The following is a 26,055-nucleotide window of genomic DNA, read 5'->3' on the forward strand; positions in this document are numbered from 1 at the left end:
GGATGTGGAAGTGCAGTGATGTATGAAGCTGACCAATACTAATTGCTCGTGAGGCTTGACTATACAACACCCAAGCAGTTGTATATAAAGCATCAATTGATTTCATATTGATCTAACGATCAGACGAAAACTTGATTTAGTTAAGCTAATCGAACAAATGAGAGTATAATTAAGCACTGCTTAGTTCTACTCGCAAGAACTCAGATACATCTGTTAATGCATTCTATTTGAAGAAAGCTAGGCAAACGAAGCGCAAGCAACGTAGATAAGACCATAGCGAGTAAGCATACCAGTTGTGCTGGCGACCATAGCAAGAGTGAACCACCTGATCCCTTCCCGAACTCAGAAGTGAAACCTCTTAGCGCTGATGGTAGTGTGGGGTCTCCCATGTGAGAGTAAGTCATCGCCAGCTCATTATTCCAAAAGCCCTCTGCTCACGCAGGGGGCTTTTTTTATATTTATATAATCACTTTTCTCTCTTTAACGACTAATTTTTTACGGCTGTATAATCTCTGATCAGTTGTAAAATGTTATACTACTCGTGTAAATATTTTTTTATTCTCTGAGTCATATGCAGCAGATTCTCACATAAACACATTTGTGTTGATATGGCTCAGTTTGATTTCTCCACAGCTATACGCTGTAACAGAATTAAATTTTGATCATCATCAGTATGTCAAACTTGATGGCGAATGGGATTTTTATCCCAATCAGCTGATTGATCCCACTTCTGAGCAGCGATCGTCCCAATTAAATTCCTCTAATCAGCCCCTTGCTGCTGAAAAAGTTCATTTACCTAATTCTTTCCTGACTTTAACAGGTCATAAAGACCATATTGGAACTTTTCAAAAAACCTTTAGGCTGCCTGAATCAGCCATTAATCATGCGGTTTATGTTTACGTACCATACCAGTATGGGGCTTATCGCATGTATGTCGATGATCATCTCCTGATTGAAGTAGGGAAGGTGGGCATACACGGTCAGCATCAGACCATGATGGCGCCAAAGCTGGCTTCTTTCTTTCCCTCACAGCGGGAAGTGACGATTACCATTCATGCTTCAAGTTATCACCATATCCGTGGCGGGCTGGAAAACAGCATGTTTATTGGCTTTAACCAGCCTATTCTGGATAAGTTTTATGATCAGGTGATTCCTTTAAGTGTGATCAGTGGCGTTCTGCTGATGATTGGCTGCTTTATGGTGTTCTTTGCAGTATTTCGCAGCCTTAAAACGCAAGCAGGTAATTTGCTGCTGTTTCTAGGGTTATTTATTCTGTGCTTGAGCCTGCGTAGCTTCTTTGCAGTTCCATTTATTTATACTTTATTCACGAATATTTCCTGGGTATGGGGCACACGATTTGAGTATTTACTGACCGAATTGGCAACTCTGTTCTTCTTGATTTATATATATTTATTTCCGTATCGACTGTTAAATCCTTATTTATTAAAAATCACAGCTTTGTTAATTAGTATCAATGTGGCTGTGACCCTGTTTACGCTGCCTTATATATTCCAGAGCTTCTTTTTCCAGAGCTTTAGTATTGCAGTACTGGTTTTTATTAATCTGCTTTATGGCGCTTATCGCATGCATAAATCGCATGTGCGTTATTCCAAGATCAATTCTATTGCGGTGGTGCTGGTCTGCTTGACCTTCCTGCATGACTATTTACTTGCTTTAAAGGTAATAGATTCAGTTGAAATTGCATTTTATACATCTTGTGCCTATTTTATTTTAATTACCTTTCAGCTCAGCCGTGATTATGCGGTGCAAAGTATTAATACCGAGTTGTTAAACAATCAGCTTTTGCGCCTGAATAAAGAACTTGATCAGAAGGTTCGGGACCGTACGCGTGATATCACCTTGCTCAATGAGAAACTCGCGCAGCAGGTGAGGCTGGATTCGCTGACAGGTGCCTATAATCGCTTTGCCTTAAATGAACAGCTTCAGCAGCAATATGAGCATGCGATAGCAAACCAATCTTCGCTGGCTGTTTATATGATCGATGTGGATTATTTTAAAAACTATAATGACTATTATGGCCATCTCAAAGGTGACTATATTTTAAAAACACTGGTTCGAACCATTCAGCAAATATTGCCTGAAAATGGCTTTCTGGCCCGCTATGGTGGAGAGGAATTTGCGGTTTTACTGGCAGATATTTCCTCGCAGGAAGCCGAAGCTTTTGCCGAGCAACTTTGTGAGGTTATTCGTCAGCTCAATTTAGAACACGCCAATCGTGGGGATGACAAAACCTGGATCAGTATCAGTGTCGGAGCAGCGATTATGGATGCAGAGCATATTTATAAAAATGTTGATCGTTTACTGAAAACAGCCGATCAGCAGTTGTATCAGGCGAAAATTCTTCGCGATTCAGCCTGTATTAAATAATAAAAAACTCAATCAATGCATCAGCTATCTTATTGAGATTATGTTATATCCGTTTACGATTCCTTTACTTTTTTATTATTTTAGCCGCTGTCCGGAATGCTAAATTGGTACTTATCTGAATGAAATTAGCATGAAGAATAACAATGAAACAGACTCAAATAGCAGCAATTTTATTATTAGGCTTGGGTTCCTATAGCCTGACTGCCTGTGCCCAAGACAAGACTTCAGCACCGCCCGCTGGACAATCCGCTGCCAAAACCACACAGCAAGCCTATAAAGTCGAAGAATTTGCGCAGTTGAATGAGCCATGGGCACTCACTGAGCTGCCAGATCAGCGTTTACTGATTACTGAAAGATCTGGAAAATTAAAATTATTTAATCCAGCCAATCGTAGCACTCAAACTGTTCAGGGTATTCCTCAAGTGGCCTATGGTGGACAAGGGGGCTTAGGCGATATCGCACTCCATCCTGACTTTGCCAAGAATCAGTGGGTATATCTCAGTTATGCCGAACAGGGACAGGGTGGTTATGGTGCAGTGGTGGTTCGTGGCAAGCTCGATCTCACTAAGAGCACGCCACAACTTACTCAGATTAAGAAAATCTGGAGTCAGGTACCGAAATTTTCTTCAGGACAAGGCCATTATGGGCACCGGATTATCTTTGGCTCAGACAATAAACTCTGGATCAGTTCGGGTGAACGTCAGCAATTTAATCCAGCTCAAGACATGAAATCCAATGCCGGCAAGATTATTCGTCTGAATGATGATGGTTCAATCCCTTCCGATAATCCATTTATGAATCAGGGCGAAATTGCCAAGCAGGTCTGGAGTCTGGGACACCGTAATCCTCTCGGTTTGGCATTTGATCCACAAGGGCAGCTTTGGGTGATTGAAATGGGTCCAAAAGGTGGTGATGAGCTGAATAAAGTGATAAAAGGCAAAAATTATGGCTATCCAATCGTCTCCAATGGGGATCATTATGATGGCAAGCCGATTCCAGATCACAGTACCCGACCAGAGTTTGAAGCACCAGCATTAGATTGGACTCCGGTAATTTCTCCTTCAGACTTGCTGTTCTATACTGGCAATAGCTTTCCTCAATGGAAAAATAAAGCCATTGCTACAGGTCTGTCTTCTCAGGCAATGATTGTAATCGATACCACTCAAAATCCTGCGAAAGAAATACAGCGACTGGATATGAAAGAGCGGATTCGTGGTGCGATCCAGGCCAAAGATGGCTCACTCTGGGTGATTGAAGATGGTCCAAAAGCCAAGTTGCTTAAGATGACCGCACCTTAGTAAAAAGCTAAATAGTTAATAACACAATGAAAGAAAAAGGCCCCAACTCCTGTGAGGGCCTTTTCAAATTTAGCTCAGATACCTTTCCTCCGGTATCGATCAGCATCCTGCCGATGTTTTATTCTTGTTTTTGCAAGGCTTCCTGTCTTGGTATGCACTCAATATAGCCTGAGTCAGAAAGACCGAGTAGAGGCATTGACCGCATCTGCTGTAGGCCAGAGGCGACAAGCTCACTTGAAAATATTTGTCCGATCAAATCCCAAGTTATCAGGACAATTTTACGATATGGTAGAGATAGAAGACCTTATTGAAGCTCATCTCTCTATTCAATAAAAAAATATTTAAAAAAATTCCATAACATAATAGAAAGGAGAAGCACATGCCTACCGTTCAAATTGAAGTCCGGCAGCAATATTCCCAGGCTGATGAAGAGCAGTTACTCGACAGCGTATTTCACTGTGTGAAAAATGCCTTTCAACTGCCTGACTATGACCGTAATATCCGGCTAGTGGTGCATGAAGCCCATCGTTTTCAATATATGGTTCATCTGGCCCAGCCTGAATATTTTACCTAGATCAGTATTGACTGCTTCGCTGGCCGAAGTCTGGAGACCAAGCGCAAACTGTATCAACAGAGTGTAGAAAGCTTGGGAAAACTGGGCATTCCGTCTGACCATATCCTGATTCATCTGCAGGAAAGTCCATTGGAAAACTGGGGAATCCGAGGCGGACAAGCAGCCTGTGATGTCAATTTAGGCTTTAATATAGAGATCTGATTTTTTAAAAAAATACCAGATTTTAAATACAAAAAAGCCCCAACATCCTGTTGAGGCTTTTCTGGATTTGCTTTTCAGATCTGACTCCTGTCTGACCTGTCAACGTCCTGTTACTCTGCGCTTTTTATTGTTGTTGTATCGCTTTGCAGACTTCCTGTCTGTCTATGAATCAAACTATAGCCTTGAACTGAAAGTGAGAATAGCCGACAAATTCTGCGCTGCCTGTAGGCTAAAGCGCACATCGCTGTCGTCCTCAGGCACTGACATACTGGATCAGCTTATCCACGACATCTCTGAGTGTTTTATTGTCGAATTCATTCCCTTCAAAGCTGTAGTCTTTATTGCGACTAAAAATGTCTCGCAGCTCTACAATCGCATTGGTATCCACCATACCGAGCTGAGTGCCGACCTGGCGGATCTGATCAATGGAACGTGAGCCATTAGTGACGCCATAACCTATATAGGCTGCCGGCTTGCCTTGCCATTCCTTGGCCAGATAATCCAGCGCATTTTTTAATGCCGGGCTATAGCCATGATTATATTCGGGACTGATAAAAATAAATGCATCCGCAAGGGCAATAAAGTCAGCCCATTCCTGCTGTTTCGGCTGATCATAAATACCGGTCAATGGGGGATGAGAACCAGCAAAAAGCGGAAGGTCCCATTCTTTTAAGTCGACAAGTTCGGTTTCAAGCGTGCTAAAACCATATTTTTTAATTTCCTGTAGTACCCAATGTGCGACCTTAATTGCTGTACGTCCTTCACGCACACTGCCAACCACAATATAAATTTTCATATCTTTCCCTTTCTTATCGCATGCTCATCAAATTAAATTAATCAGATTTCTGAACAGAGACTAGAGAGGATTTGTATCCAGAAACTAAAAAAGCTCCCGAAGGAGCTCTTTTAAATCATGTGATTAGCCGATATTACATCAGCTTCACGCCTTGCTGGCCAGCTGGAGTAACTTTGAAGATTTCGACTTCAAAGGTGATATTTTTACCTGCAAGCGGATGATTAAAGTCCACTTCGGTAATATCATCATTTACGGATCTTACTACGCCATACAAAGTCGATTTGGCCTTGTCTTCAAACTCGATCATGTGACCTTCGATCGGACGTTCGCCAAATTTCACCGTATCAAATTTTTGGACATTTTCAGGATTCCACGGACCAAAAGCTTCTTCGGGCGGGAGGCTGACGGTACGACGGTCACCAGCACGCAAGCCCATCAAGGCTTTTTCAAAACCTGGTAATAGGTTGCCATCACCAATGGTCAGGCTTACCGGTTCTTCACGGCTACGGGTATTGTCAATTTCTACGCCACTTTCGATCGCGACAGAAAAATGAAGCTCGACTTTAGAGCCGTCTTCAACACGAGTTTCCTCGTTAGGATTAATAAAATCAGTCATGTTGCGCCTGTGCACGTTGAATTCGGTGTTTTTCCAGGAAAAACGTATCAATCAGCAGCAGAATCGTACCTAAAGTAATGGCACTATCCGCAATATTAAAAGCAGGGAAGTGGCTGTTCTGATAATAGACATGAATAAAGTCAACCACATAACCCAAAGAAATGCGATCAATCAGGTTACCAATAGCACCACCCAGAATCAGGGCAACCGCTAATGGTAATACTTTCATGCTCTTTGGCATACGCATCAGCCAGAACACGAAAACCACAGACACTAAGCCTGCAAGAGAAGTAAAGAAATAACGTTGCCAGCCACCGGCATCGGACAAGAAACTAAAGGCAGCGCCATAGTTATGTAACAGTGTCCAATTTAAAAAGGGCAGGACGGGCACCGGATCTGCATATTCCAGATGTGTTACCGCAATCCATTTGGTCCATTGATCTAAAATGATCGCCAGAATAGCCAGTCCGATCCACCACAAATTGTGAGGATAGAACTGAAACAGACCCTTTTTCTGCTGTGGGTTAGGCATATTTTCTCTCTTCACCTTGGCCGCTCGGGAGGTTAATAATACAACGACCGCATAGTCCTGGATGTGAGGCATGTGTATTCACATCAGGAAGCACGTGCCAGCAGCGTACGCATTTCTCGCCATCTGCCGCAGATACTTTCACGCGTAGACCTTCAAGTTCAGCGTCATTGCCTTGAGCAGCATCAAACGGATTCACGATTACCTGAGAAGTGATCAGAACGAAACGCAGCTCATCACCCAGACGGTCTAGAACAGCTTTCAGCTCATCATTGGCCCATAACTCAACTTTGGCAGACAGATTTGAACCCACCAGTTTCTCATTACGCGCATTTTCAATGTGCTTGTTCACCGCAGATTTCACTGCAATCAGGGTTTGCCAGTCTGCTTCAGATAACAGGTTTGCCTGTGCTGAAACTGGAATATCGTACCATTCAGCAGTAAAGACATATTTCTCGCTTTGACCCGGAATCAATGGCCACGCTTCTTGAGCAGTAAAACTCAGGATTGGCGCCATCCAGCGTACAAAAGCTTGAACCAGATGATACAGTGCAGTTTGCGCAGAATGACGTGCCTGCGAGTCTGCTTTAGTAGTGTACTGACGGTCTTTGATGATGTCTAAGTAGAAACCACCAAGGTCGTTAATGCAGAAATTGGTCAAGGCATTGGTCACGATATGGAAGTTCATATCTTCATATGCTTTCTTGATGGTTTCCTGTACATCATTGGCGCGTTGCAGGATGTATTGATCCAGTGCAATCAGTTGATCTACAGGTAGGGCATCAGTTGCCGGATTGAAGCCATTCAGGTTTGCCAGCAAGAAACGCAAAGTATTACGGATACGACGGTAACCATCTGATGCACGGTTAAAGATTTCTTTACCTGCGGTCATTTCATAACGGTAATCTGCTGAAGCGATCCAGAAACGCAGGCCGTCTGCACCCATGTTCTTGATAATGTCTTGCGGAGTAATGATATTACCCAGCGATTTCGACATCTTGCGGCCTTTCTCATCGACCACGAAACCGTGAGTCAGCAGACCTTTATATGGCGCACGTTGATTGATTGCCATAGAGGTCAATAATGAAGACTGGAACCAGCCACGGTGTTGGTCAGAACCTTCAAGATATAAATCAGCTGGATCAGTTAACTCTTCACGGTCACGCAGCACTGCATAGTGAGTTGTACCAGAGTCAAACCATACGTCTAAGGTATCGCGAACTGCGTTGTACTGCTCAGCATCATTACCAATAAAGTCTTTGGCTTCACGGTTATACCAGGCATCAATACCTTCCTGTTCGATTAGTTTAGCCACTTCTTCGATCAGTTCAGGTGTACGTGGGTGCAGTTCATTGGTGTCTTTGTGCACGAAGAATGGGATTGGCACGCCCCAAGTACGTTGACGTGAGATACACCAGTCCGGACGGCCTTCGATCATTGCCTGGATACGGTTTTTACCCCAATCCGGAACGAAGCTGATGTCATTTTCAATGGCATTCAATGCGCCCTGACGCAGACCTTTTTCATCCATGCTGATGAACCATTGTGGGGTCGCACGGAAGATGATTGGAGTTTTATGACGCCAGCAGTGCGGGTAGCTATGCTTGATAGGCTTATGTGCCCATAGCTTGTTAGCTTCGCCAAGTGCCGCAATAATTTGGGGATTGGCCTTGTAGATGTGCTCGCCTGCAAATAGTGGTGAAGTCGGTAAATACACACCATTACCACCTACAGGATTATCCACTTTCAGGTTATACAGCAGACCAACTTTATAATCGTCCACACCGTGGCCAGGCGCAGTATGTACAGCGCCAGTACCGCTGGTTGCGATAACGTGTTCACCCAGAATGACTGGCACTTGACGCTCAGCAATTAAAGGATGTTGCAGTACCAGATTCTCAAGTTTCGCACCGGCAAAATCTGCAATCACTTCAACCGCATTAAAGCCATAACGCTCAGTTGCAGATTCAACCAGATCTTTAGCCAGAATAAAGTTTTGTGCAGCTTTATCTTCACCACGTGCAACGACCAACTGATATTCAATTTCAGCATGCAGGGCAACCGCTTGGTTCGCAGGCAGGGTCCAAGGCGTAGTCGTCCAGATCACGATATCAGTTGAGTCTTTAACTTCAACACCTAAACGTGCAGACAGATCCGCCAGATCAACCACGGTGAAACCCACATCGATTGCATCTGATTTTTTATCTTCATATTCAACTTCAGCTTCAGCCAGTGCTGAACCACAGTCCAGACACCAGTTCACCGGTTTAAGACCTGGCTGGATATGGCCATTTTTCGCGATTTCACCGAGTGAACGTACAATGTTGGCTTCCTGCTTGAAGTTCATGGTGAGGTAAGGATTGCTCCAGTCGCCAAACACACCCATACGGATGAAGTCTTTTTTCTGTAGCTCAACCTGGCTCAATGCATATTCGCGGCAAGCTTTACGGAAAGTGGGCGCATCCACTTTGACACCGACCTTACCGACTTTTTCTTCAACTTTCAGTTCAATTGGAAGACCGTGACAATCCCAGCCTGGCACATAAGGCGCATCAAAGCCGTCCATGATGCGGCTTTTAATGATGATGTCTTTAAGTACCTTGTTGACTGCATGACCTAGGTGAATCTGGCCATTGGCATATGGAGGGCCATCATGAAGCACGTATTTTTTCTTGCCAATTCGCGATGCACGAATCTGCTGATAAATGTCATCGGCATACCACTCTTCTAACCATTTCGCTTCACGTACTGCCAGATTTGCTTTCATTGCAAAGTCAGTACCTGGGAGGTTCAGCGTGGCTTTATAATCCACTGCATTTTCAGGAGTTTGCTTATCGCTCATGCAAGTTGTCTTCCAATTTAATCAGTCATTAGACTGACACGTTTTACAATAAAAATACGGGACATTAAAAGGGAAATGTGGGGTGTTTTCGACGAAACTCAAGCAGTTTCTCAACATCATCATCAATTCCGGCCTTTAACGCTTCAAGCGAAGGATAATCTTTTTCGCCATGCAGATAATTCAAGAAGGTTACCCGCATTAACAGGCCATACAGATTAGCAGAAACATCAGGAAAATGTACTTCTAATCGCCATTCCGGATGAGTCTGTTTGATTGCAGGGCGGGTACCTACATGACCGGCACCAAACAGGCTGCCCTGATCATAGCCGGCAATACCCGGCTGTTCAGGATTTTCTTGCTGAACCTTGGCGCTGAGTGATCCGGTTTCACAGACGACTTCAACCCCATAAATACCCTGCAGACAGGGTCTATGCCGGTTTAACCGGACATTAATGGTCGGGAAATCAATGGTACGGCCAATCTGGTCGCCGTATTGCACCCGGCCAGTGATACTATAAGGACGTCCCAGTAATTTGGCTGCCAGAGCCAGGTCGCCCGCTTGCAGGGTCTGACGGATGCGGGTAGAACTGACCCGTTCACCATCTAACGCAATAGTATGCAGGTTGGTGACCTTAAATCCGTAATCTCGCAGGAATTCACTATTGCCCTGACGGTTTTTACCAAAGTGAAAATCATCCCCCAAGACCAGATGTGCTGCATTCAGTTTATCTTTCAGAATGTCGGCAAAGGCTTCGGCACTCAGGCTTCGGAAATGATGATCAAACTTGGCGACCGCAATATAGTCCACACCCAGTTCGCTTAGATATTCTACCTTTTCACGCAATGAGGAAATACGCGGCGGTGCTTCATAACCTTTAAAAAATTCAAGCGGTTGTGGCTCGAAGATCATCACAACAGTTTTTAGTTGTTCAGCTTCTGCAACAGCTTTTAACTGTTTGATCATGGCCTGATGACCCAGATGCACGCCGTCAAAATTACCAATCGTAACGGCGGTTTTTGGCAATTCAGAATGTGACGCTAAAGCATTGAGACGGAGCAGCTGCATAGGCGAAATCAGGGAATTAAAAAATAGGAAAGGCTATATATTGCCATAATCTCAACGATTCGTCTTGCTGTTGTGTTTTTATGCAAAAAAATTATTGAAAAATCACGAAACACATCAAGAAGAAAGTGTGCCATCCAAGAATCTTCTGCGGTTATTTAAGCATGAGATCTGCAAAACAGAAATCTAAAAACCCGCTTTTCATTGCCTGGATTTTGCTTTCTAATGTCACGGTTTTCTCAGTCTCGGGTAGTTTGCATGTCAGATTCGGCGCTCATTATGGCATTGGCCAGTGAATCCAAAGGTTTGTTCGAAGCAGAAGGTGTGGAAGTCCACTATAGTGGCATCGGCAAGGTCAATGCTGCTTTTAAGGCTTTTGAAGTGATTCAGAAAACTCGCTGTAAAACCCTGATTAATCTCGGCACCGCAGGCAGTTCCCATTTCAAGGCGCATGAACTGGTTGAAGTTAAGCGTTTTGTGCAACGTGATATGGATGTTTCACCACTAGGATTTGAAGTTGGTATTACCCCGATGGATGATCATTTGCCAGGCGCAATTGATCTGGAACCGTTCTTTGCCCATTTACCGAAAGGGGTTTGTGGAACAGGGGATAGCTTTGAAACAGGCTTACCAAAAGTGGCTTGTCAGCTGGTGGATATGGAAGGCTATGCGCTGGCCAAGGTATGTAGAAAATTGGATGTGCGCCTGATTTCAGTTAAATATATTACTGACGGTGCAGATGATAGTGCTCATTTGGACTGGGAAGAGAATCTGCTGCTAGGTGCGCAGAAATTATTGAATTTATATCAAACGTTAAAATAATAATAAAGGGTGAGAGAAGGGGTCGGCGACCATAAAATTTATGGCCGTATGCCAAATGATTTTTGCATTGACCTATTTTTCTTGTGTACGCGGAAGTATGCCGTACAGCATCATATGTACAGTATGCTGGATAATCCGTTGTTGCATGCTGCGGTTACGCAAGGTCTTGCCTGTTACCATTTCCATCTGGGTTGCGAAATCTGCATAGTTCTGGGTCACGGCCCAGATATTCAGAATCAGCAGTTCAGGATCGATATCTTTAGAAATTTTGCCTTGTTCCTGCCAGTTTGAAATCACTTTGGCTTTACGCTTGACCAGTTTTTTCAATGGACCTTTTAAGATTTCTAAAATGTGCGGCGCACCCTGAATCACTTCCAGAGCGAACAGGCGTGAAGCTTTAGGCTGGGTACGCGATACTTCAATTTTTTGCATCAAATAATTGGTAATCGCTTCTTCAGGCTCAAGATCAGCTTCTAGCATTTGTAAAGGTGCCAGCCATTTTTGTAGAACGGTCGTTAAAACCTCTACATAGAGCGCCTCTTTATTTTCGTAATAATAGAAAATATTCGACTTATGCATTTCTGCAATTTGCGCGATCTCATCTAAACTCGCCCCATTAAAACCGTATAGGGAAAAAACATCGAGTGCAGCATTCAGCAGCTGGTTGCGTTTTTGAGTACTCTTTTTTTGTTCCATCAGCAAATATTAAAAACAATTAAAAAGGGAATTTTTAATTGTACGTCAAATCATCAGATTTGTGCATCAAGTCAGGTGCTAATTTTATGAATAATGATGATTTATTCTTTAGATTAAAGATATAATTAGTATCGGTTTAAGGCGCAGGAATTAAAAACCAAGCTTTTGAAAAGGTTGATGATTTTTTAAGTAGTAATTATTACCTTGAAGCATCATAAAGTTAAAATAAAATTAATGAATGAAGTTGAAATTTTGCCAATTGCTGAATAAATAATCAGTGAGACAGATATTCTCTTGATTCGAAATAAGGAATCCAGAATAAACAGTTATTCCAGATTCCCTCACATTTTAGGTTGCCAGAACGGCATTCAGAACCTGCTGTTCAAGTTCGGCGAATTTCACATTCTTTTGTCGTGGACGTGGAAGATCAACTTTGAACTCTTTGGCAATATAGCCTTTATCTAACAGGATAATCCGGTCTGCCAGTTGTACGGCTTCACTCACGTCATGGGTGACCAGAATCGCGGTAAAGCCCTGTTCAGTCCATAATTTTTCAATCAGATTCTGCATATCCAGACGGGTCAGGGCATCCAGCGCACCAAGTGGTTCATCTAGTAATAAAATACGCGGCTTATGTGACAAGGCACGTGCAAGAGCTGTACGCTGACGCTGACCACCAGACAGTTGTGAAGGCCAAAGCCCGGCTTTTTCTTTTAAGCCGACTTTCTCCAGCATTTGTGAAGCATTGTCATGCTGGTCTTTTGGTAGGCCGAGTTGCACATTCTGTTCGATGCTGCGCCATGGCAATAAACGCGGATCCTGGAACATCACGCGGATATCATCAGCGGTGATGCCTTCACGGATATGACGTGCGGACTTGAATTTAATTTCGCCATAGCTCTGTTTTTCTAAATCTGCAATCAGACGGAGCAGGGTACTTTTACCACAGCCACTACGGCCAACAATCGCCAGAAATTCACCCGGCTGAATATGCAGGTCCAGATCTTCCAGTACCTTCACTGAGCCATAGAACTTGTGCAGCTGTTCAATAATGATTTCGGCACCCGCAACGGCATTGGGATTGATATCGGTTGCAGCAGGCTCCTGCACTGCAGTCGGATCATTGGCAAGACGCCCTAAGCTGAGATCAGTCATCACATGCTCCTCAATATTTTTTCAATTATTTTTGATAGCCAGCATGCCAGCGCAGCAGGAATCGTTCTAAGGCCACGGCTAGGACATCTGCCAGTTTACCGAGCAGGGCATACAGTAAAATACCCACCAGTACGACATCAGTTTGCAGGAATTCACGCGCGTTCATGGTCATATAACCGATACCGGACTGGGCAGAAATCGTTTCAGCCACAATCAGCAGTACCCAGACCAGACCAAGTGAAAAACGTAGGCCGACCAGAATTGAAGGCATTGCCCCTGGCAGGATGATTTCTTTATAAAGCTGCCAGCGAGTCAGGCCATAGCTTTTACCCATTTCAATCAGCTGGGGATCGACTGAACGAATCCCATGATAGGTATTGATGTAGATTGGGAAAAACACACCAATCGCGACTAGGAACAGCTTGGCTGATTCATCAATCCCGAACCAGAGAATCACCAGTGGAATTAAGGCCAGAGCCGGGATATTACGGATCATTTGCAAGGTGGTATCCAGCAGGGTAGAAGCCGTTTTGGATGAACCATTCAGTAGACCCAAAATCAGCCCTAGACCACCACCTACTAATAAACCACTTAAGGCACGGCCAGCACTCACTTTGACATGTGTCCACAATTCACCGCTGAGCAGCAAATTCCAGAACGCGATGACTACGGCACTTGGTGCAGGCAAAATGCGGCTTTCCAGCAAACTGGTACTCGACGCGATTTGCCAGAGTAGAATTAATCCGACAGGAACTAACCAGGGCAGCAAACGCTGCCCAAGCTGTGTTCCACGTGAAACCTTCTTTTCTGCGAGGGTTTCAACTGAAACGACTTTCGACATTAAGCTGGCTCCTGAATACTCTCAGCCTTCTTGTTCTCATCTGGAGTGTAGTTATTTGCCACAATCTCACCGAATGGACCAGTCAGGTTTGGCTGAGCCAGTTTTTGCTGAGTTTCAAGCGGAAGTAATGGGAATACCAGTTCCGCAAAACGGATCGATTCTTCCAGATGTGGGTAGCCTGAGAAAATGAAGGTATCGATACCTAGATCAGCATATTCCTGAATACGTGCTGCGACAGTTTCTGGATCTCCTACAAGCGCTGTACCTGCACCGCCACGTACCAGACCTACACCTGCCCACAGGTTTGGAGACACTTCGAGTTTGCTACGGTCGCCATTGTGCAGCTCAGCCATACGACGTTGGCCGACAGAGTCCATTTGCTTGAATTTCGCTTGTGCAGCAGCAATGGTGGCATCATCCACATACTGGATGAGCTCGTCTGCTGCTCTCCATGCTTCTTCATTGGTTTCACGCACGATCACATGCAGACGGATACCGTAGCTCAGCTTGCGACCTTTCGCTTCCGCTTTGGCACGCACATTTTCAATTTTTTCTTTCACTGCTGCAGGCGGCTCACCCCAAGTCAGGTAAGTGTCAACCTGATCAGTGGCCAGTTCAACGGCTGCATCTGAAGAACCACCGAACCAGAGTGGTGGATATGGTTTTTGAATTGGTGGATAAAGCAGTTTGGCATCGTCCACACTTAAGCGTTCACCATGGAAAGTGAAGCTTTCGCCGGTATGTGAACGGGTCAGGATTTCACGCCAGATGGTGGTGTATTCAGCTGCAGTCTTGTAGCGTGTTGCATGATCTTCATAAACGCCGTCGCCTTTTAGCTCTTGCTCATCACCACCCGTCACCAGGTTCAGCAATACACGGCCACCAGACAGACGGTCAAAGGTTGCAGCCATACGTGCAGTCAGGGCAGGCGTAGTAACACCTGGACGCAGCGCGACGAGGAATTTCAGTTTTTTAGTGGCATCAATCAGGCTGGCTGCAGTTAACCATGGATCTTCACATGAACGGCCAGTCGGGATTAATACACCTTCATAACCAAGATTATCGACCGCAACCGCAATCTGCTTCATGTAGGCATGATCAACCTGGCGTGCACCTTTGCTGGTACCTAAGTAGCGGCTGTCGCCATGTGTCGGGATAAACCAGAAAATTTTCATGTCTTTGATCCTTAGATTATTTTCCTGCCCAAACGGCTTGCTGAATATTGATAGATTTCGGAATGATCTTGAGTTCGCTGAAATGGTTTGCGAGTTCCTGCTGATCGGCAATCACTTTCTTGGTGAGCGGTGCAGCACCAGACGGATTCGGACGACGCTGGATAAAGGTCTGGCTGACAATCGGTTTTAGACCGGTACTTTGTGCAAAGATGCTTGCAGTTTCAGCCTTATGGCTTTGTACCCATTTATCTGCAACATTGACCTGCTTGATAATGCCTTTTAAGGCTTGCGGGTGATTTTTGATCAAATTTTCTGAAGCGAGGTAAAAGGTGTAATTGGGACTTAAGCCCTTGCCTGAAGATAAAACTCTGGCTTTATCTTCTACTTGAGCCGCAGCATAGTACGGATCCCAAATCGCCCAGGCATCAATCGCACCTTTTTGGAAAGCTGCACGCGCATCAGCAGGGCTTAGCCAGACCGGCTGGATATCGGTCCATTGCAGACCCGCTTTGCGTACTGCCTGTACCAGTAAATAATGTGAGCTTGAACCGCGGTGCACGCCAACACGTTTACCTTTGAGCTGGCTCAGCTTGGTAATTTTGGAATTGTGCTGGACCAGAATGGCAGAAGATAAAGGTTTTGCAGTTTCATAAGCAAAATAGTGCAATGGCTTATTGCCTGCCTGAGCGTAGACAGGAGGTGTATCTCCAGTTGCACCTACATCAATAGAACCTACCGCCAGTGCTTCTAGAATTTGTGGTCCGCCTGGAAATTCGTTCCAGCTGATTTTTGCATTTGGAAATTCCTTTTCAAACAGCTTTTGCTGCTGTGCAATCACCAGGTTCACAGAAGCTTTTTGATAACCCACACGCAGCTGTTTAACTGAAGGATCCACTGCCCAAGCGGCACTTGAACCCAACATCGCGCAAGCAACTAATGCAGCGTTCATCCCATGACTGGAGGTCTTGAACCATGTGATTGCTTTGTTGTGTAGCTGATGTTGAGTCATGATTAAATCCCCTAAATTGTTCTTTGGTTTACTTCGCGATAATTGCAGATTGAATATTCAGTTTGGCTGGAATCAGTTGCTGGCCATAGAAGGCATCAGCCACCTGTTGTTGTTTTTGTGCCACTTCGGGAGTGAGTGGTTTTACCCCAAAGCCCATGCGTGAAATAGATGTTTTCAATACATCAAAGGCCAGGCCTGTCGGTTTTTCCAGAAGTTTGGCTGCTTCATCCTGATGAGCAGAAACCCACTCAGTGGTCAGGTTGAGTTCATTCACGACAGCTTCAATAATCTGTGGGTTGGCTTCAGCAAACTTGCGATCTGCCAGATAGAACTGATGATTACTGACGATGTTCTCACCCGTGGCGATGACACGGGCACCAATCTGATGTTCTGCTGCAGCGAAGAACGGATCCCAGATCACCCAGGCATCGACAGCACCGCGTTCGAAAGCGGCACGGGCATCAGAAGGTGGCAGGTAAACCACTTCGATATCACTGAGTTTCAGATTATTGGCTTCAAGGACTTTGAGTAGTAAGTAATGAACATTTGAGCCTTTATTTAAGGCAACACGTTTGCCTTTCAGATCCTGTACGGATTGAATCTTCGAGTCTTTCTGTACGATTAGCGCTTCAGCTTTCGGTGCTTCAGGCTGGTTGGCCACATAGACCAGATTTGAATTCGCTGCTTGAGCAAAAATCGGTGGCGCTTCACCGGCTTCACCAAAAGATACGCTGCCGACATTCAAGCCTTCAAGCAACTGAGGACCAGCCGGGAATTCAACCCATTTCACATTCACGCCTTGTTCTTTTAATGACGTTTCTAAGGTGCCACGTTCTTTTAAGATCGGCAGTACACCATATTTCTGGAAACCAATATTCAGGGTCACGGCTTCCTGTTTTTTGCCACAGCCAGACAGCATCATCACGCCAGCCACCGCAGCACTAAGGACCGCAGTTTTTGTGAATAATTGAATGTGTGATTGGCGCATGAATCAAAACTCCTGAAAATTTAGAAATGTGAAATGAAGAACTTAGGCATACGCTAAAGCTTTTTACTTTTCTAAAAAAATAACTATTCAGGAATTTCTAATGAAGAAAAAAGATAAATAAAAAAGTGCAAAACTTATGCAGGAAAGTGATTTACACATTAATTTAGGAAAAAAGAATTATTTATATAAGACAATGAAATATAAAATTATTTATTCTAAATAAAGTGGCCAGATATGCTTATTAGAAAATCAGCAATAGGATTTTTATGCTGAATACAGGTTTTATGAATATCGTTATCTAAAATAGAGATATGAGAGCGAATAAAAAGTCACTTTAAAGTGACTTTTTACAGACAATTGAATTGCGCTGATAATTATAAAAAGCCTGTCGGGCATCAGGCAAATCATCTATTGATGTCGGTTCAAAACCCTGTTCCAGAAACCAGTGTGCAGTACGGGTCGTTAAAATAAACAGTTGCTGAATACCCAGACTTTTGGCCTTATCTTCCAGATAATGCAGGATCTGGCCACCGCGGTTGGATTGACGGTAACTTGGATCTACTGCAACGCAGGCGATTTCTGCAGAACGCAGTTCATTGCCCGTAGTCGGAATCGGATACAGGGCAGCACAAGCCAGAATCATGCCGTCACGCTCAATTACGGCAAACTGGTCAATTTCATTTTCCAGACGTTCACGCGAACGGTAAACCAGAATGCCTTCTTCTTCCAAGGGGCGAAGCAAGCGGATCAGGCCACCAACATCCTGAATGTCGGCCATACGCACTTCTTCATAATGCGCATCGGTGATCATGGTGCCGGAACCATCCCGGGTGAACAGTTCTTCCAGCAGGGCGCCGTCATAGGTATATGAAATCAGATGAACACGATTGACGCCATTTCGGGAAGCTTCCTGAGCGGCCTTGAGCTGGAGCCGAATTTCAATATCCTGTTCATCAGAAAGAATATAGTCATCCAGTTGCTGTGGGGTTACTTCCCGTTTTAACTGGCCCTTACTGTCGAGTAAACCATGCTGTCGACCCAAGATAATCAGTTTATCGGCTTTGAGACGAGTCGCAGTTTTGGTTGCGACTTCTTCAGCTAGAAGGTTAAAAACTTCACCTGTCGTTGAATAGCCGGTCGGACCGAGAATCACAATATTATGATTGTCCAGATGACGTTGAATCGCATCGGTATCAATGGCCCGAACTTCACCAGTTAACTGAAAATCAACCCCATCACGGATGCCATAAGGTTTGGCTGTCACAAAATTTCCTGAAACGGCATCAATGCGCGCACCATACATGGGTGAGTTGGCCAGTCCCATAGACAATAGCGCCTCAATCTGTAAACGGATTGATCCTACTGCATTCAGTACACAGCTTAAGGATTCACGTGTTGTGACCCGACGCTGCTGATGGAAGGGAGTCTCGAAGCCACTCGCAGCCAGATTCTGGTTAATCTGCGGACGTGCGCCATGCACCAGAATCAGACGGATTCCTAAAGAATTGAGCAGGGCAATATCATGAATGATGTGCTGAAAGTTATCATGCAATACTGCTTCACCATCAAACATGATCACAAAAGTTTTATTGCGATGAGCATTGATATAAGGCGCAGAATGGCGAAACCAGTGCACATATTGCAAGGTGTTGCTCGGTGAGGTTTCTGCTGCAGTCATGGCTGTGCCTATTTCAACATTTAAAGATCTAGCTTTGATTCTAATGAAAAAATACTGAAGTGGAAGTACAGATATAAAAAAACACCTGAAGCAAGCTTCAGGTGTCTGCTAGAAGGGCAGAAAAGAGAATGATTAGTTGATGATTCGAACAATCTTGTCATTACGATCGTTGACTAGTACATAGTCACCATTGATTTTGTACCATTGCTGGTTTTTACCTGCTTTCGGCAGACGGCGTGCTTCATAGCCACTGACTTCAAAGCGACGGTTGTCATACTGGTTTGGCAGTTTTTGACCTACGCGCCAGTCACGGCTTGGGTTAACCCCACGGTTGTTATAACGACGGTCATCCCATTTTTTCGCATCTTTATGATCCCAGTGCGGTGCCGGTTTATGTGGTGCATAACGTGGATCATGATGCTGCGGTGCTGCCATTGCAGAAGTAGCAACCAGCGCACTAAGAGATAAGGCAATTGTAGTTAAAACTTTTTTCATGGCTCTCACCTAAAAATCTGTACATGTTTTCGATGAGATTAAATTAGCGAATAAGTGGATAGAAAGCGTGAGGCCAGTTTAGTGGAATTGTTAAATTCATGAAGGAATTTAGGAGATTAGCCACGATTAAAAGGAAGGCTCTAACATAAGAAAAAGCCTAAAAATGCTCATCCGAAAAATCAAAAAGCCCAAACGAGGTTGGGCTTTGCATCAGGTTCTGAATCAGTCTCCGATAATCCGGACAATGCTGTTATTTTCAGAGTTCACCAGAATGTAGTCATTGTTGACTTTGTACCATTGCTGCTTGCGGTCTGGTTTAGGCAGTTTATGGTCCTTATATTCGACCTTATAGCCATTACTGCGATAATGCTGAGGCATGACATAGCCAGGCTGCCAGCGTAACTGTTGCAGACGTTTAACACCACGTTCTTCACGCATACGACGTTTATCATACTCGTCTTGGTGATCGTCATGGAACTCACGCGATTTCTTGGCCTGATGATGACCCGGACCCCGTTCCATACGCTGTTCATCATTGAAATGAGGGGCAGCGTTTGCAACATTTGCCAGCATGAATGCACTGCAGGACATCGCCAATGCTACCAGAACCTTTTTCATGTTGAACCCTCATTCAATTGTTCATTTTCTAAAGTAACTAATGTACGGAAAAATTGCAGAGAAACTGTGAAGAACTGGCTGAAGTTTTATATCAATTACAGAGAAATTATGATTATGCCATGATTTTACATAAGCTTAGGATGCACTTCAGTCAGTTGACCAGTTATACCCAGCCCCATTGGCATTTCAGCAAAACCGGGATCAAGATGCAAGCGCAATGTCCTGAATTGTGTATCAAAACCGTCTCAAAATAGTGGAAAAATATTCTTTTTAAGCGCCAGATCTTGATTCAGTCATTACAATTTTTTAGTTCCACTGTTCTGTTAAACCCTGTAAGGACTGAATGGCTTCAGCCACAGACTCTGCCTCGACTGCATCTTCTAAAGCCAAAATGAGGGTAGTTGATAACTGCAAATTTTCAATACGACGAATAGTTTCAGTTTTACGTTTTTGGTCTGCCATTTAATTTTCCTTCGCTTTGATTTAACTTGAAAAGCATTATAAAAATTTTATATTAATTTGGAAAACCGAATAATTTTATATTATTGATTCATTAAAACGATTTATATCTGTTTTTTAAAGAATTTAAGGATAAAAAAAGCGCACTATCCGTAAATGCGCTCTTTCGGGATCTAACAAACGATCTTAATAGGCATAGTTCAGGTCAGTATAGTCACTTAGGGATTTCTGCACATGTGCCTGAATAAAGGTACGCACATCTTCCGCTGTCATTGCTTTGCCCTGATTACTAATCACATGTTCAATTTCAGGCTGACCTTCGATCTTGATGCGATAGACAAAGTGTTTCGCCACTTGATAACGATCGTCTAGTTTTTCGATACCTGTCACATAATGATAGGAATGTTCAAAATTTAGATCGGTATGAGAAAAGACAAACTGATCAAACAGTTTCAGTTTTTGACCATTTTCGAGTGCCTGAATGTCATCGATAATGCTGGCATCAAACTTCATGCCGTATTTTTCAGAGATCGGCTGCTGATCGACCAGCAGAGAAACCATGCCATCTTCCAAAGTCGTCACGGTGATGTTGTTTAAGTCAGTCATGTTGCACTCAAATAAAAATCTGTTGGCGCTAGTATAGGGGAATTTGCAGCGAACTGAATAAAGACAGTATTGCAGAGATAAGAAAGGTCTGGCTGATTCAGTCTGAAATCTGGATGAATGGGGCAGGAGAATAAGCAGCTTTCAAATGAGCCTTATCTTTATAGAGTTTAAAAAACAAAAAGCCAATGCGGACATTGGCTTTTAAATAGGTGGCAGTTAAAGCTTAATCTTGAGCATCAATACTTTGACCGTTCATATGCAAGCTATCTTCACCCATCAGGTACAGATAAGCTGGCATGATGGAATCCGGTGTCGGTAAAGTTTTCGGATCTTCATTCGGATAAGCCTTGGCACGCATTGCGGTACGTGTAGCACCCGGATTGATACAGTTAAAACGGATATTCGAATTGACCCGCTCTTTGGCAAATAACTGGCTGACTGCTTCAATGGCAATTTTTGAAACTGAATAAGCGCCCCAGCATTCCCGGGCTTCACGACCTACGCCGGAACTGGCAAAGACCACAGAAGCGTGTTTGGATTTTTCCAGCAGGGGTAATAGGGCTTGAGTAATCACAAAAGGCGCACGAAGGTTAACTGCCATGACGTCATCCCAGACATTAACCGGATAATCTGCCAGTGGCACTCGCTCGCCTAAAATACCGGCATTATGCAAAATCCCGTCCAGACGGCCAAACTGCCGATCGAGCGTGTCGAGCAATAATTCATAATCACGTTCAGAGGCGCTAGATAACTGTAATGGGAGAATGGCAGGTTGCGGCGCACCCAAACTTTCAATTTCATCATAAATGACTTCAAGCTTGTTTAAGGTACGCCCGTGCAGAACTACAGTTGCTCCATGCAGGGCATAACTGATTGCTGCTGCACGACCAATGCCATCGCCCGCACCCGTGATCAGGATGATACGATCTTTTAACAGATCGGGGCGAGGTTGATATTCTGAATACTTCATTATCTACCTCCTCATTATTATTGTTAAGTGTCTTTAGTAGCTTCAGGAATCAAGACAGGACACTTGGCTCGCTCAAGACCAGTTTCTGAATGTGCTGATGTAACTCATTCACTGTATTCACTATATAGTCGGCTTGCCAGGCTGTTAAGTCATCTTTGTATTGCAGTGGTAAATAACCGTATGCTGCCAGTATGGTGTACATCTTGGCATTGCGGCCGGCATCAATATCACGTGGATGGTCACCGACATAGATACAGTCCTCTGCAGCCAGCTGTAGCTGCTCGGCAGCCAGATACATTGGCTCTGGATCTGGCTTGGTTCGGGTCACATCTTCCGGACAGACCAGTACGGCACAGCGTTCGGTCAGGTTTAAAGCTTTGAGTAAAGCTTCACTCAACCAGCGCGGTTTATTGGTCACGATTCCCCAAGGGATATCATTTTCCTCTAATTCTTCAAGTAAAGGATACATTCCCGCAAACAGGTCTGTATCTACAGCAATATCTGCACCATACATATCCAGAAAACGCTGGCGATGATCCAGAAACACTGGATCTTCTAGTTGCAGTTCGGGATAGACCAATTTGACCATAGCGCGGGCACCTTCTGAAACCTGAGTACGGATCAGATCGGCTTCCACCACGTCACGGCCGGCTTCACGGCACATATGCTGGATAATCCGGATAAAATCAGCCGCAGTATCAATTAAAGTACCATCTAGGTCGAATAAAACCGCTTTCATTGTGCGGCCTCTAGTTCGCTTTCTTTAACGGTATACACCATATAGTTTACATCGACGTTCGGTGCTAGCCAGTAACGTTTGGTCAGCGGATTATAGTGCAGGCCAGTCATGTCTTTTAATTTTAAACCGGCATTACGGATGTCATGTGCCAGCTCAGATGGCTTGATGAATTTGCTGTAATCATGTGTACCTTTGGCCAGCATACGCAGGATATATTCTGCGCCAATGATCGCGAACAGATAAGATTTTGGATTACGGTTAATGGTCGAGAAGAAGACATGGCCACCTGGTTTGGCCAGTTTGTAACAGGCCTGAATAATAGAGGCTGGATCAGGTACATGTTCCAGCATTTCCATACAGGTAACCACATCGTATTGGCCGGCCTGTTCTTCTGCGAGTTGCTCTACTGGAATCTGACGGTATTCAATATTGCTGACACCTTCCTGCTCGGCATGGATGCGGGCCACATTCAGTGGCGCTTCGCCCATATCAATGCCCAGCACTTGAGCGCCACGGCGTGCCATGCTTTCTGACAGGATGCCCCCGCCACAGCCTACATCCAGCACTTTCTTGCCGCTCAAGCCACCGGTATGTTCATCAATCCAGTTGAGACGCAGTGGATTGATCATATGCAATGGGCGGAACTCGGAATGCTGATCCCACCATATAGCTGCAAATGCTTCAAACTTGGCAATTTCTTGTGGATCAACATTCAATTGCGACATCGGTGTCACCTCAATCAGTCGTGATTATTTAAAATTTAAGTTCGCCCAGAGGCGGTATAAACAGATTTAACTTCTTGTAAATCAGTACACTTGTTTAGTGTAGCGATTCTGGAAAAAAAAGCGATAAAAGCTGTAAAAAAGTTCACAGAATAAAAACGAAACCGGCATAATTACTTTATAGTGAAGCCATAAATTAGACATAATGATTTAGAGGACGATAATCCCAATGAAAAAATTTATTTTAGGCACTGTAGCCGCATCCGTTTTGGCATTTTCTGGCAGTGCAATGGCCGCCAACTTTGTAGCAGGTCAAGACTATCAAGTCCTGGCGAATCCAGTAAAAGTTGAAAAGCCGGGGAAAATTGAAGTCCGTGAATTCTTCTGGTATGGCTGTGGTCACTGCTATTCTCTTGAACCACACATGCAAAGCTGGTTAAAAAAATTGCCTAAAGATGTACGTTTTGTACGTACCCCAGCCGCGATGAATCCGCTATGGGAACAGGCAGCACGCGCATACTATGTGTCTGAAGCTCTAGGTGTTCGTCAAAAAGCACATTTGCAGCTATTCCATGATATCCATGCCAAGAAACAGCCAATTCTGGAACAGGCTCAATTGGCCAAGTTCTATACCCGTTATGGTATTTCTGAAGCGAAATTTAATACCACCTATAAATCATTCCCGATTTCTTCAAAAATTGCACAGGCTAAAAATCTGGCTGCGACTTATCAGTTGAGCGGCGTACCAGCGGTCACCGTAAATGGTAAGTATGTAGTTCAGGGCGATGATGCTAAAGTGGTTCAAGTGGTGAATTATCTGGTGGAAAAAGAGCGTAAAGCTAAATAACACCAGATCTGCATGAATCTAAAAACCCGCAGTTATACGCGGGTTTTTTATGTCAGGATAAAATTGAATTGTAAAATAGATTTCACTCAGATGAGATCTCAGGCTTGAGAGAAAATTCCACGAAATAACAGTTCTAACTGCTTTAGGCTTTGCGCTTTGAAGTCATTTATCCGAGTTTGTCGCAGTTCAGGATCAGGCTGTGCCTGAAGCTGAATCCAGCCCATAGCCCAGTTTAATGCGAGAGGAACCAGGACCTGTGCCAATGCGGTTAATTCGGCTGGAGAAGGAGATTGCTGGGTGGCTGGAATCTGTTCCAGGGTATGCCGTAAATCTTGGGTCAGATAATGAATTTCCCGTTCAATGCCTTGTCTGAGAATGATAGAACCGCCCCAACGCTCGGCACTGACAAATGTCCAAGCTTCGGGATGAGCATCAACTGCCTGAAAAAACAGTTCGATTTTGGCTGAAAGCTCATCCAGAGAAAAATCTGCAGGTCCCAACTGACTCAGCACACCTTTGAGATGAATTGACACCTGATCCAGAAGTTCCAGTCCCAACTGATCCATATTCTGAAAGTGTCGATAAAATGCGGCAGGCACCAGTCCAACTTCATGAGTGATTTCGCGCAGGCTGATGCTGCTAAATGCATGGCCACGGCTGCTCAATGCCAAGGTAGCATCGAGGAGGGCCTGGCGGCTTTGGTGCTTGCGTTCTTCACGTAAAGACATAGGGATCTTCCTTCGGCAGATTTGCAGTTTAGCAAAAAACATCTGTCCATCGCAGTAGCGCAGATGGACTGAAAAATCTATACAAGCAAAGCGTGTCCAGTGATTTTGTAAATGATCTGTCCTCTGTTCCAATCTTGGCGGAGGCTTCTGTTATACTGAGCCGCAATTATTTTTAGTCAACAGCAGGACCTATTATGCGTATCGACCAACGAGCATTAGATCAATTACGTGAAGTGAAAATTACCCGTAACTATACACGTTATGCGGAAGGTTCCGTATTGGTTGAATTTGGTCATACCAAAGTGCTGTGTACTGCCAGTGTAGACAGCTCTGTACCACGTTTCCTGAAAGGTCAGGGTCAAGGCTGGGTAACAGCGGAATATGGCATGCTGCCACGTTCAACACATACCCGTAGTGATCGTGAAGCTGCTCGCGGCAAACAAAGTGGCCGTACTCAAGAAATCCAGCGTCTGATCGGTCGTAGCCTACGTTCAATGGTCGACCTGAAAAAACTCGGTGAAAATACCATTACCATTGACTGTGACGTGATTCAGGCAGATGGTGGTACCCGTACTGCATCAATTACGGGTGCTGCAGTAGCATTGATTGATGCCATGAACGTATTGCTTGAGAAAAAGAAAATCAAACAGGATCCACTTAAAGGCCTGGTAGCAGCCATTTCTGTAGGTATCTTTAAAGATGAAGTCCTGCTGGATCTTTGCTATGAAGAAGATTCAAACTGTCAGACTGACTTGAATGTCGTGATGACTCAGGCAGGTGAATTTATTGAAATCCAAGGTACTGCTGAAGATAAGCCATTTACCCGTGAGCAATGCAATGACATGCTGGCCATGGCTGAAAAAGGGATTCAGGAACTGATCAAGAAACAGCAAGAAGCTTTGGGCTGGTAAGCTTTTCAAGTTGTAAAAAACGCATCTTCGGATGCGTTTTTTATTGTACCTACACATTGCCTGACAAAAAATGAACAGGATCTGTCTACTGTGTAACCTCTGTTTTAAGCGATGATCTTTTAACCAAATCTCATTCAGAGGGGTATAACATGAAAATATGGTTGATGGCATTTTCAGTATTTGCTGTACTGGGTTTAACTGCCTGTGATTCGAATTCTCGTGATGAAAACCGTGATGGTGCAAATATGGAACGAGGAAGTGATACCAATTAACAGAGTAGAGGCCATTC

At 44.3% G+C, this 26,055-nt stretch carries 26 protein-coding genes, 1 rRNA gene and 1 pseudogene; 8 read left to right on the forward strand and 20 right to left on the reverse strand.

The genetic code is table 11. The features are described from left to right. Nucleotides 1-297 precede the first annotated feature (297 nt). The 4 genes and pseudogenes from rrf to G5T77_RS17475 all read left to right on the forward strand — a co-directional run bounded on the left by rrf (nucleotide 298) and on the right by G5T77_RS17475 (nucleotide 4,461). Nucleotides 298-412: ribosomal RNA gene (gene rrf / locus G5T77_RS13885) — 5S ribosomal RNA — on the forward strand. A gap of 188 nt (nucleotides 413-600) precedes the next feature. Next, nucleotides 601-2,388 (forward strand): GGDEF domain-containing protein, encoded by a 1,788-nt coding sequence (locus G5T77_RS13890; protein ID WP_166137605.1) that lies wholly within the window; start codon nucleotides 601-603, stop codon nucleotides 2,386-2,388. Between the two features lie 143 nt (nucleotides 2,389-2,531). After that, nucleotides 2,532-3,686 (forward strand): PQQ-dependent sugar dehydrogenase, encoded by a 1,155-nt coding sequence (locus G5T77_RS13895; protein ID WP_166137602.1) that lies wholly within the window; start codon nucleotides 2,532-2,534, stop codon nucleotides 3,684-3,686. A gap of 379 nt (nucleotides 3,687-4,065) precedes the next feature. Continuing rightward, nucleotides 4,066-4,461: pseudogene (locus tag G5T77_RS17475) on the forward strand (tautomerase family protein). A gap of 253 nt (nucleotides 4,462-4,714) precedes the next feature. On the opposite strand, the gene G5T77_RS13905 reads toward G5T77_RS17475, so the two are convergent. From G5T77_RS13905 to ribF, 5 genes are all read right to left on the reverse strand, one after another. Continuing rightward, on the reverse strand, nucleotides 4,715-5,257 hold the full coding sequence (locus G5T77_RS13905; protein WP_005232867.1) for an NAD(P)H-dependent oxidoreductase: 543 nt from the start codon (nucleotides 5,255-5,257) through the stop codon (nucleotides 4,715-4,717). Nucleotides 5,258-5,390: 133 nt separating this feature from the next. Beyond that, nucleotides 5,391-5,873: a peptidylprolyl isomerase gene (locus G5T77_RS13910; protein WP_125278879.1), complete on the reverse strand. Its 483-nt coding sequence runs from the start codon at nucleotides 5,871-5,873 to the stop codon at nucleotides 5,391-5,393. Then, nucleotides 5,866-6,405: a signal peptidase II gene (lspA, locus tag G5T77_RS13915; protein WP_004781354.1), complete on the reverse strand. Its 540-nt coding sequence runs from the start codon at nucleotides 6,403-6,405 to the stop codon at nucleotides 5,866-5,868. The genes G5T77_RS13910 and lspA overlap by 8 nt, the downstream gene beginning before the upstream one ends. Further along, nucleotides 6,398-9,244: an isoleucine--tRNA ligase gene (gene ileS / locus G5T77_RS13920; protein ID WP_166137599.1), complete on the reverse strand. Its 2,847-nt coding sequence runs from the start codon at nucleotides 9,242-9,244 to the stop codon at nucleotides 6,398-6,400. The genes lspA and ileS overlap by 8 nt, the downstream gene beginning before the upstream one ends. A 64-nt stretch (nucleotides 9,245-9,308) precedes the next feature. Next, nucleotides 9,309-10,310 (reverse strand): bifunctional riboflavin kinase/FAD synthetase, encoded by a 1,002-nt coding sequence (ribF, locus tag G5T77_RS13925; protein ID WP_034705207.1) that lies wholly within the window; start codon nucleotides 10,308-10,310, stop codon nucleotides 9,309-9,311. A 255-nt stretch (nucleotides 10,311-10,565) separates the two neighbouring features. Between ribF and G5T77_RS13930 the strand changes: the two genes are divergently transcribed. Continuing rightward, a complete protein-coding gene (locus G5T77_RS13930) occupies nucleotides 10,566-11,129 on the forward strand; it encodes a 5'-nucleosidase (RefSeq protein ID WP_125278875.1) in 564 nt (187 codons plus the stop codon). Nucleotides 11,130-11,201: 72 nt separating this feature from the next. Here the strand turns inward: G5T77_RS13930 and G5T77_RS13935 are convergent, their stop codons facing one another. The 14 genes from G5T77_RS13935 to ubiG form a co-directional block, all read right to left on the reverse strand. Then, nucleotides 11,202-11,825 (reverse strand): TetR/AcrR family transcriptional regulator, encoded by a 624-nt coding sequence (locus tag G5T77_RS13935; RefSeq protein ID WP_166137597.1) that lies wholly within the window; start codon nucleotides 11,823-11,825, stop codon nucleotides 11,202-11,204. A gap of 348 nt (nucleotides 11,826-12,173) precedes the next feature. Further along, nucleotides 12,174-12,980, reverse strand: coding sequence for an ATP-binding cassette domain-containing protein (locus G5T77_RS13940; protein ID WP_125278874.1), 807 nt, complete (start codon nucleotides 12,978-12,980; stop codon nucleotides 12,174-12,176). Between the two features lie 25 nt (nucleotides 12,981-13,005). Beyond that, entirely contained in the window at nucleotides 13,006-13,821 is an 816-nt protein-coding gene (ssuC, locus tag G5T77_RS13945; protein WP_166137594.1) for an aliphatic sulfonate ABC transporter permease SsuC, read from the reverse strand. Continuing rightward, on the reverse strand, nucleotides 13,821-14,996 hold the full coding sequence (ssuD, locus tag G5T77_RS13950) for an FMNH2-dependent alkanesulfonate monooxygenase (RefSeq protein WP_166137591.1): 1,176 nt from the start codon (nucleotides 14,994-14,996) through the stop codon (nucleotides 13,821-13,823). The genes ssuC and ssuD overlap by 1 nt, the downstream gene beginning before the upstream one ends. Nucleotides 14,997-15,012: 16 nt before the next feature. Further along, nucleotides 15,013-15,945: a sulfonate ABC transporter substrate-binding protein gene (locus tag G5T77_RS13955; protein WP_227607501.1), complete on the reverse strand. Its 933-nt coding sequence runs from the start codon at nucleotides 15,943-15,945 to the stop codon at nucleotides 15,013-15,015. Between the two features lie 88 nt (nucleotides 15,946-16,033). After that, a complete protein-coding gene (locus G5T77_RS13960) occupies nucleotides 16,034-16,993 on the reverse strand; it encodes a sulfonate ABC transporter substrate-binding protein (RefSeq protein WP_166137586.1) in 960 nt (319 codons plus the stop codon). Nucleotides 16,994-17,327: 334 nt separating this feature from the next. Then, complete coding sequence (gene argA, locus G5T77_RS13965; protein WP_166137584.1) at nucleotides 17,328-18,671, reverse strand: amino-acid N-acetyltransferase; 1,344 nt, start codon at nucleotides 18,669-18,671, stop codon at nucleotides 17,328-17,330. A 132-nt stretch (nucleotides 18,672-18,803) separates the two neighbouring features. Continuing rightward, the gene (locus tag G5T77_RS13970; protein WP_166137582.1) at nucleotides 18,804-19,166 is read right to left on the reverse strand and encodes an RcnB family protein; all 363 of its coding nucleotides are present in this window, start codon (nucleotides 19,164-19,166) and stop codon (nucleotides 18,804-18,806) included. 222 nt (nucleotides 19,167-19,388) lie between these two features. Then, nucleotides 19,389-19,784 (reverse strand): RcnB family protein, encoded by a 396-nt coding sequence (locus G5T77_RS13975; RefSeq protein WP_166137579.1) that lies wholly within the window; start codon nucleotides 19,782-19,784, stop codon nucleotides 19,389-19,391. Nucleotides 19,785-20,090: 306 nt separating this feature from the next. After that, nucleotides 20,091-20,246 carry a hypothetical protein gene (locus G5T77_RS13980; protein WP_166137576.1) on the reverse strand — a complete coding sequence of 52 codons (156 nt, stop codon included), beginning with the start codon at nucleotides 20,244-20,246 and terminating at the stop codon, nucleotides 20,091-20,093. A 183-nt stretch (nucleotides 20,247-20,429) separates the two neighbouring features. Next, nucleotides 20,430-20,849, reverse strand: a complete 420-nt coding sequence (locus tag G5T77_RS13985) for a hypothetical protein (RefSeq protein ID WP_166137573.1) — start codon at nucleotides 20,847-20,849, stop codon at nucleotides 20,430-20,432. Between the two features lie 223 nt (nucleotides 20,850-21,072). After that, nucleotides 21,073-21,819 (reverse strand): YciK family oxidoreductase, encoded by a 747-nt coding sequence (locus tag G5T77_RS13990; RefSeq protein WP_004781375.1) that lies wholly within the window; start codon nucleotides 21,817-21,819, stop codon nucleotides 21,073-21,075. Nucleotides 21,820-21,868: 49 nt separating this feature from the next. Beyond that, nucleotides 21,869-22,558, reverse strand: a complete 690-nt coding sequence (locus tag G5T77_RS13995) for an HAD-IA family hydrolase (RefSeq protein WP_166137570.1) — start codon at nucleotides 22,556-22,558, stop codon at nucleotides 21,869-21,871. Continuing rightward, nucleotides 22,555-23,283 carry a bifunctional 2-polyprenyl-6-hydroxyphenol methylase/3-demethylubiquinol 3-O-methyltransferase UbiG gene (ubiG, locus tag G5T77_RS14000; RefSeq protein WP_166137567.1) on the reverse strand — a complete coding sequence of 243 codons (729 nt, stop codon included), beginning with the start codon at nucleotides 23,281-23,283 and terminating at the stop codon, nucleotides 22,555-22,557. The genes G5T77_RS13995 and ubiG overlap by 4 nt, the downstream gene beginning before the upstream one ends. Before the next feature lie 226 nt (nucleotides 23,284-23,509). Here ubiG and G5T77_RS14005 point away from each other — a divergent pair, with 226 nt between their 5' ends. Further along, the gene (locus tag G5T77_RS14005) at nucleotides 23,510-24,127 is read left to right on the forward strand and encodes a thiol:disulfide interchange protein DsbA/DsbL (RefSeq protein ID WP_004781380.1); all 618 of its coding nucleotides are present in this window, start codon (nucleotides 23,510-23,512) and stop codon (nucleotides 24,125-24,127) included. A 98-nt stretch (nucleotides 24,128-24,225) separates the two neighbouring features. On the opposite strand, the gene G5T77_RS14010 is transcribed toward G5T77_RS14005, so the two are convergent. Next, complete coding sequence (locus tag G5T77_RS14010; RefSeq protein WP_166137564.1) at nucleotides 24,226-24,855, reverse strand: TetR family transcriptional regulator; 630 nt, start codon at nucleotides 24,853-24,855, stop codon at nucleotides 24,226-24,228. 194 nt (nucleotides 24,856-25,049) lie between these two features. On the opposite strand from G5T77_RS14010, the gene rph reads away from it, so the two are divergent. Continuing rightward, the gene (gene rph / locus G5T77_RS14015; protein ID WP_004781384.1) at nucleotides 25,050-25,766 is read left to right on the forward strand and encodes a ribonuclease PH; all 717 of its coding nucleotides are present in this window, start codon (nucleotides 25,050-25,052) and stop codon (nucleotides 25,764-25,766) included. 149 nt (nucleotides 25,767-25,915) lie between these two features. Beyond that, the gene (locus tag G5T77_RS17380) at nucleotides 25,916-26,038 is read left to right on the forward strand and encodes a hypothetical protein (RefSeq protein ID WP_005232802.1); all 123 of its coding nucleotides are present in this window, start codon (nucleotides 25,916-25,918) and stop codon (nucleotides 26,036-26,038) included. Nucleotides 26,039-26,055: the final 17 nt, after the last annotated feature.

Origin of the sequence: Acinetobacter sp. GFQ9D191M (genome assembly GCF_011174875.1) — a bacterium.
GTDB lineage: Bacteria > Pseudomonadota > Gammaproteobacteria > Pseudomonadales > Moraxellaceae > Acinetobacter.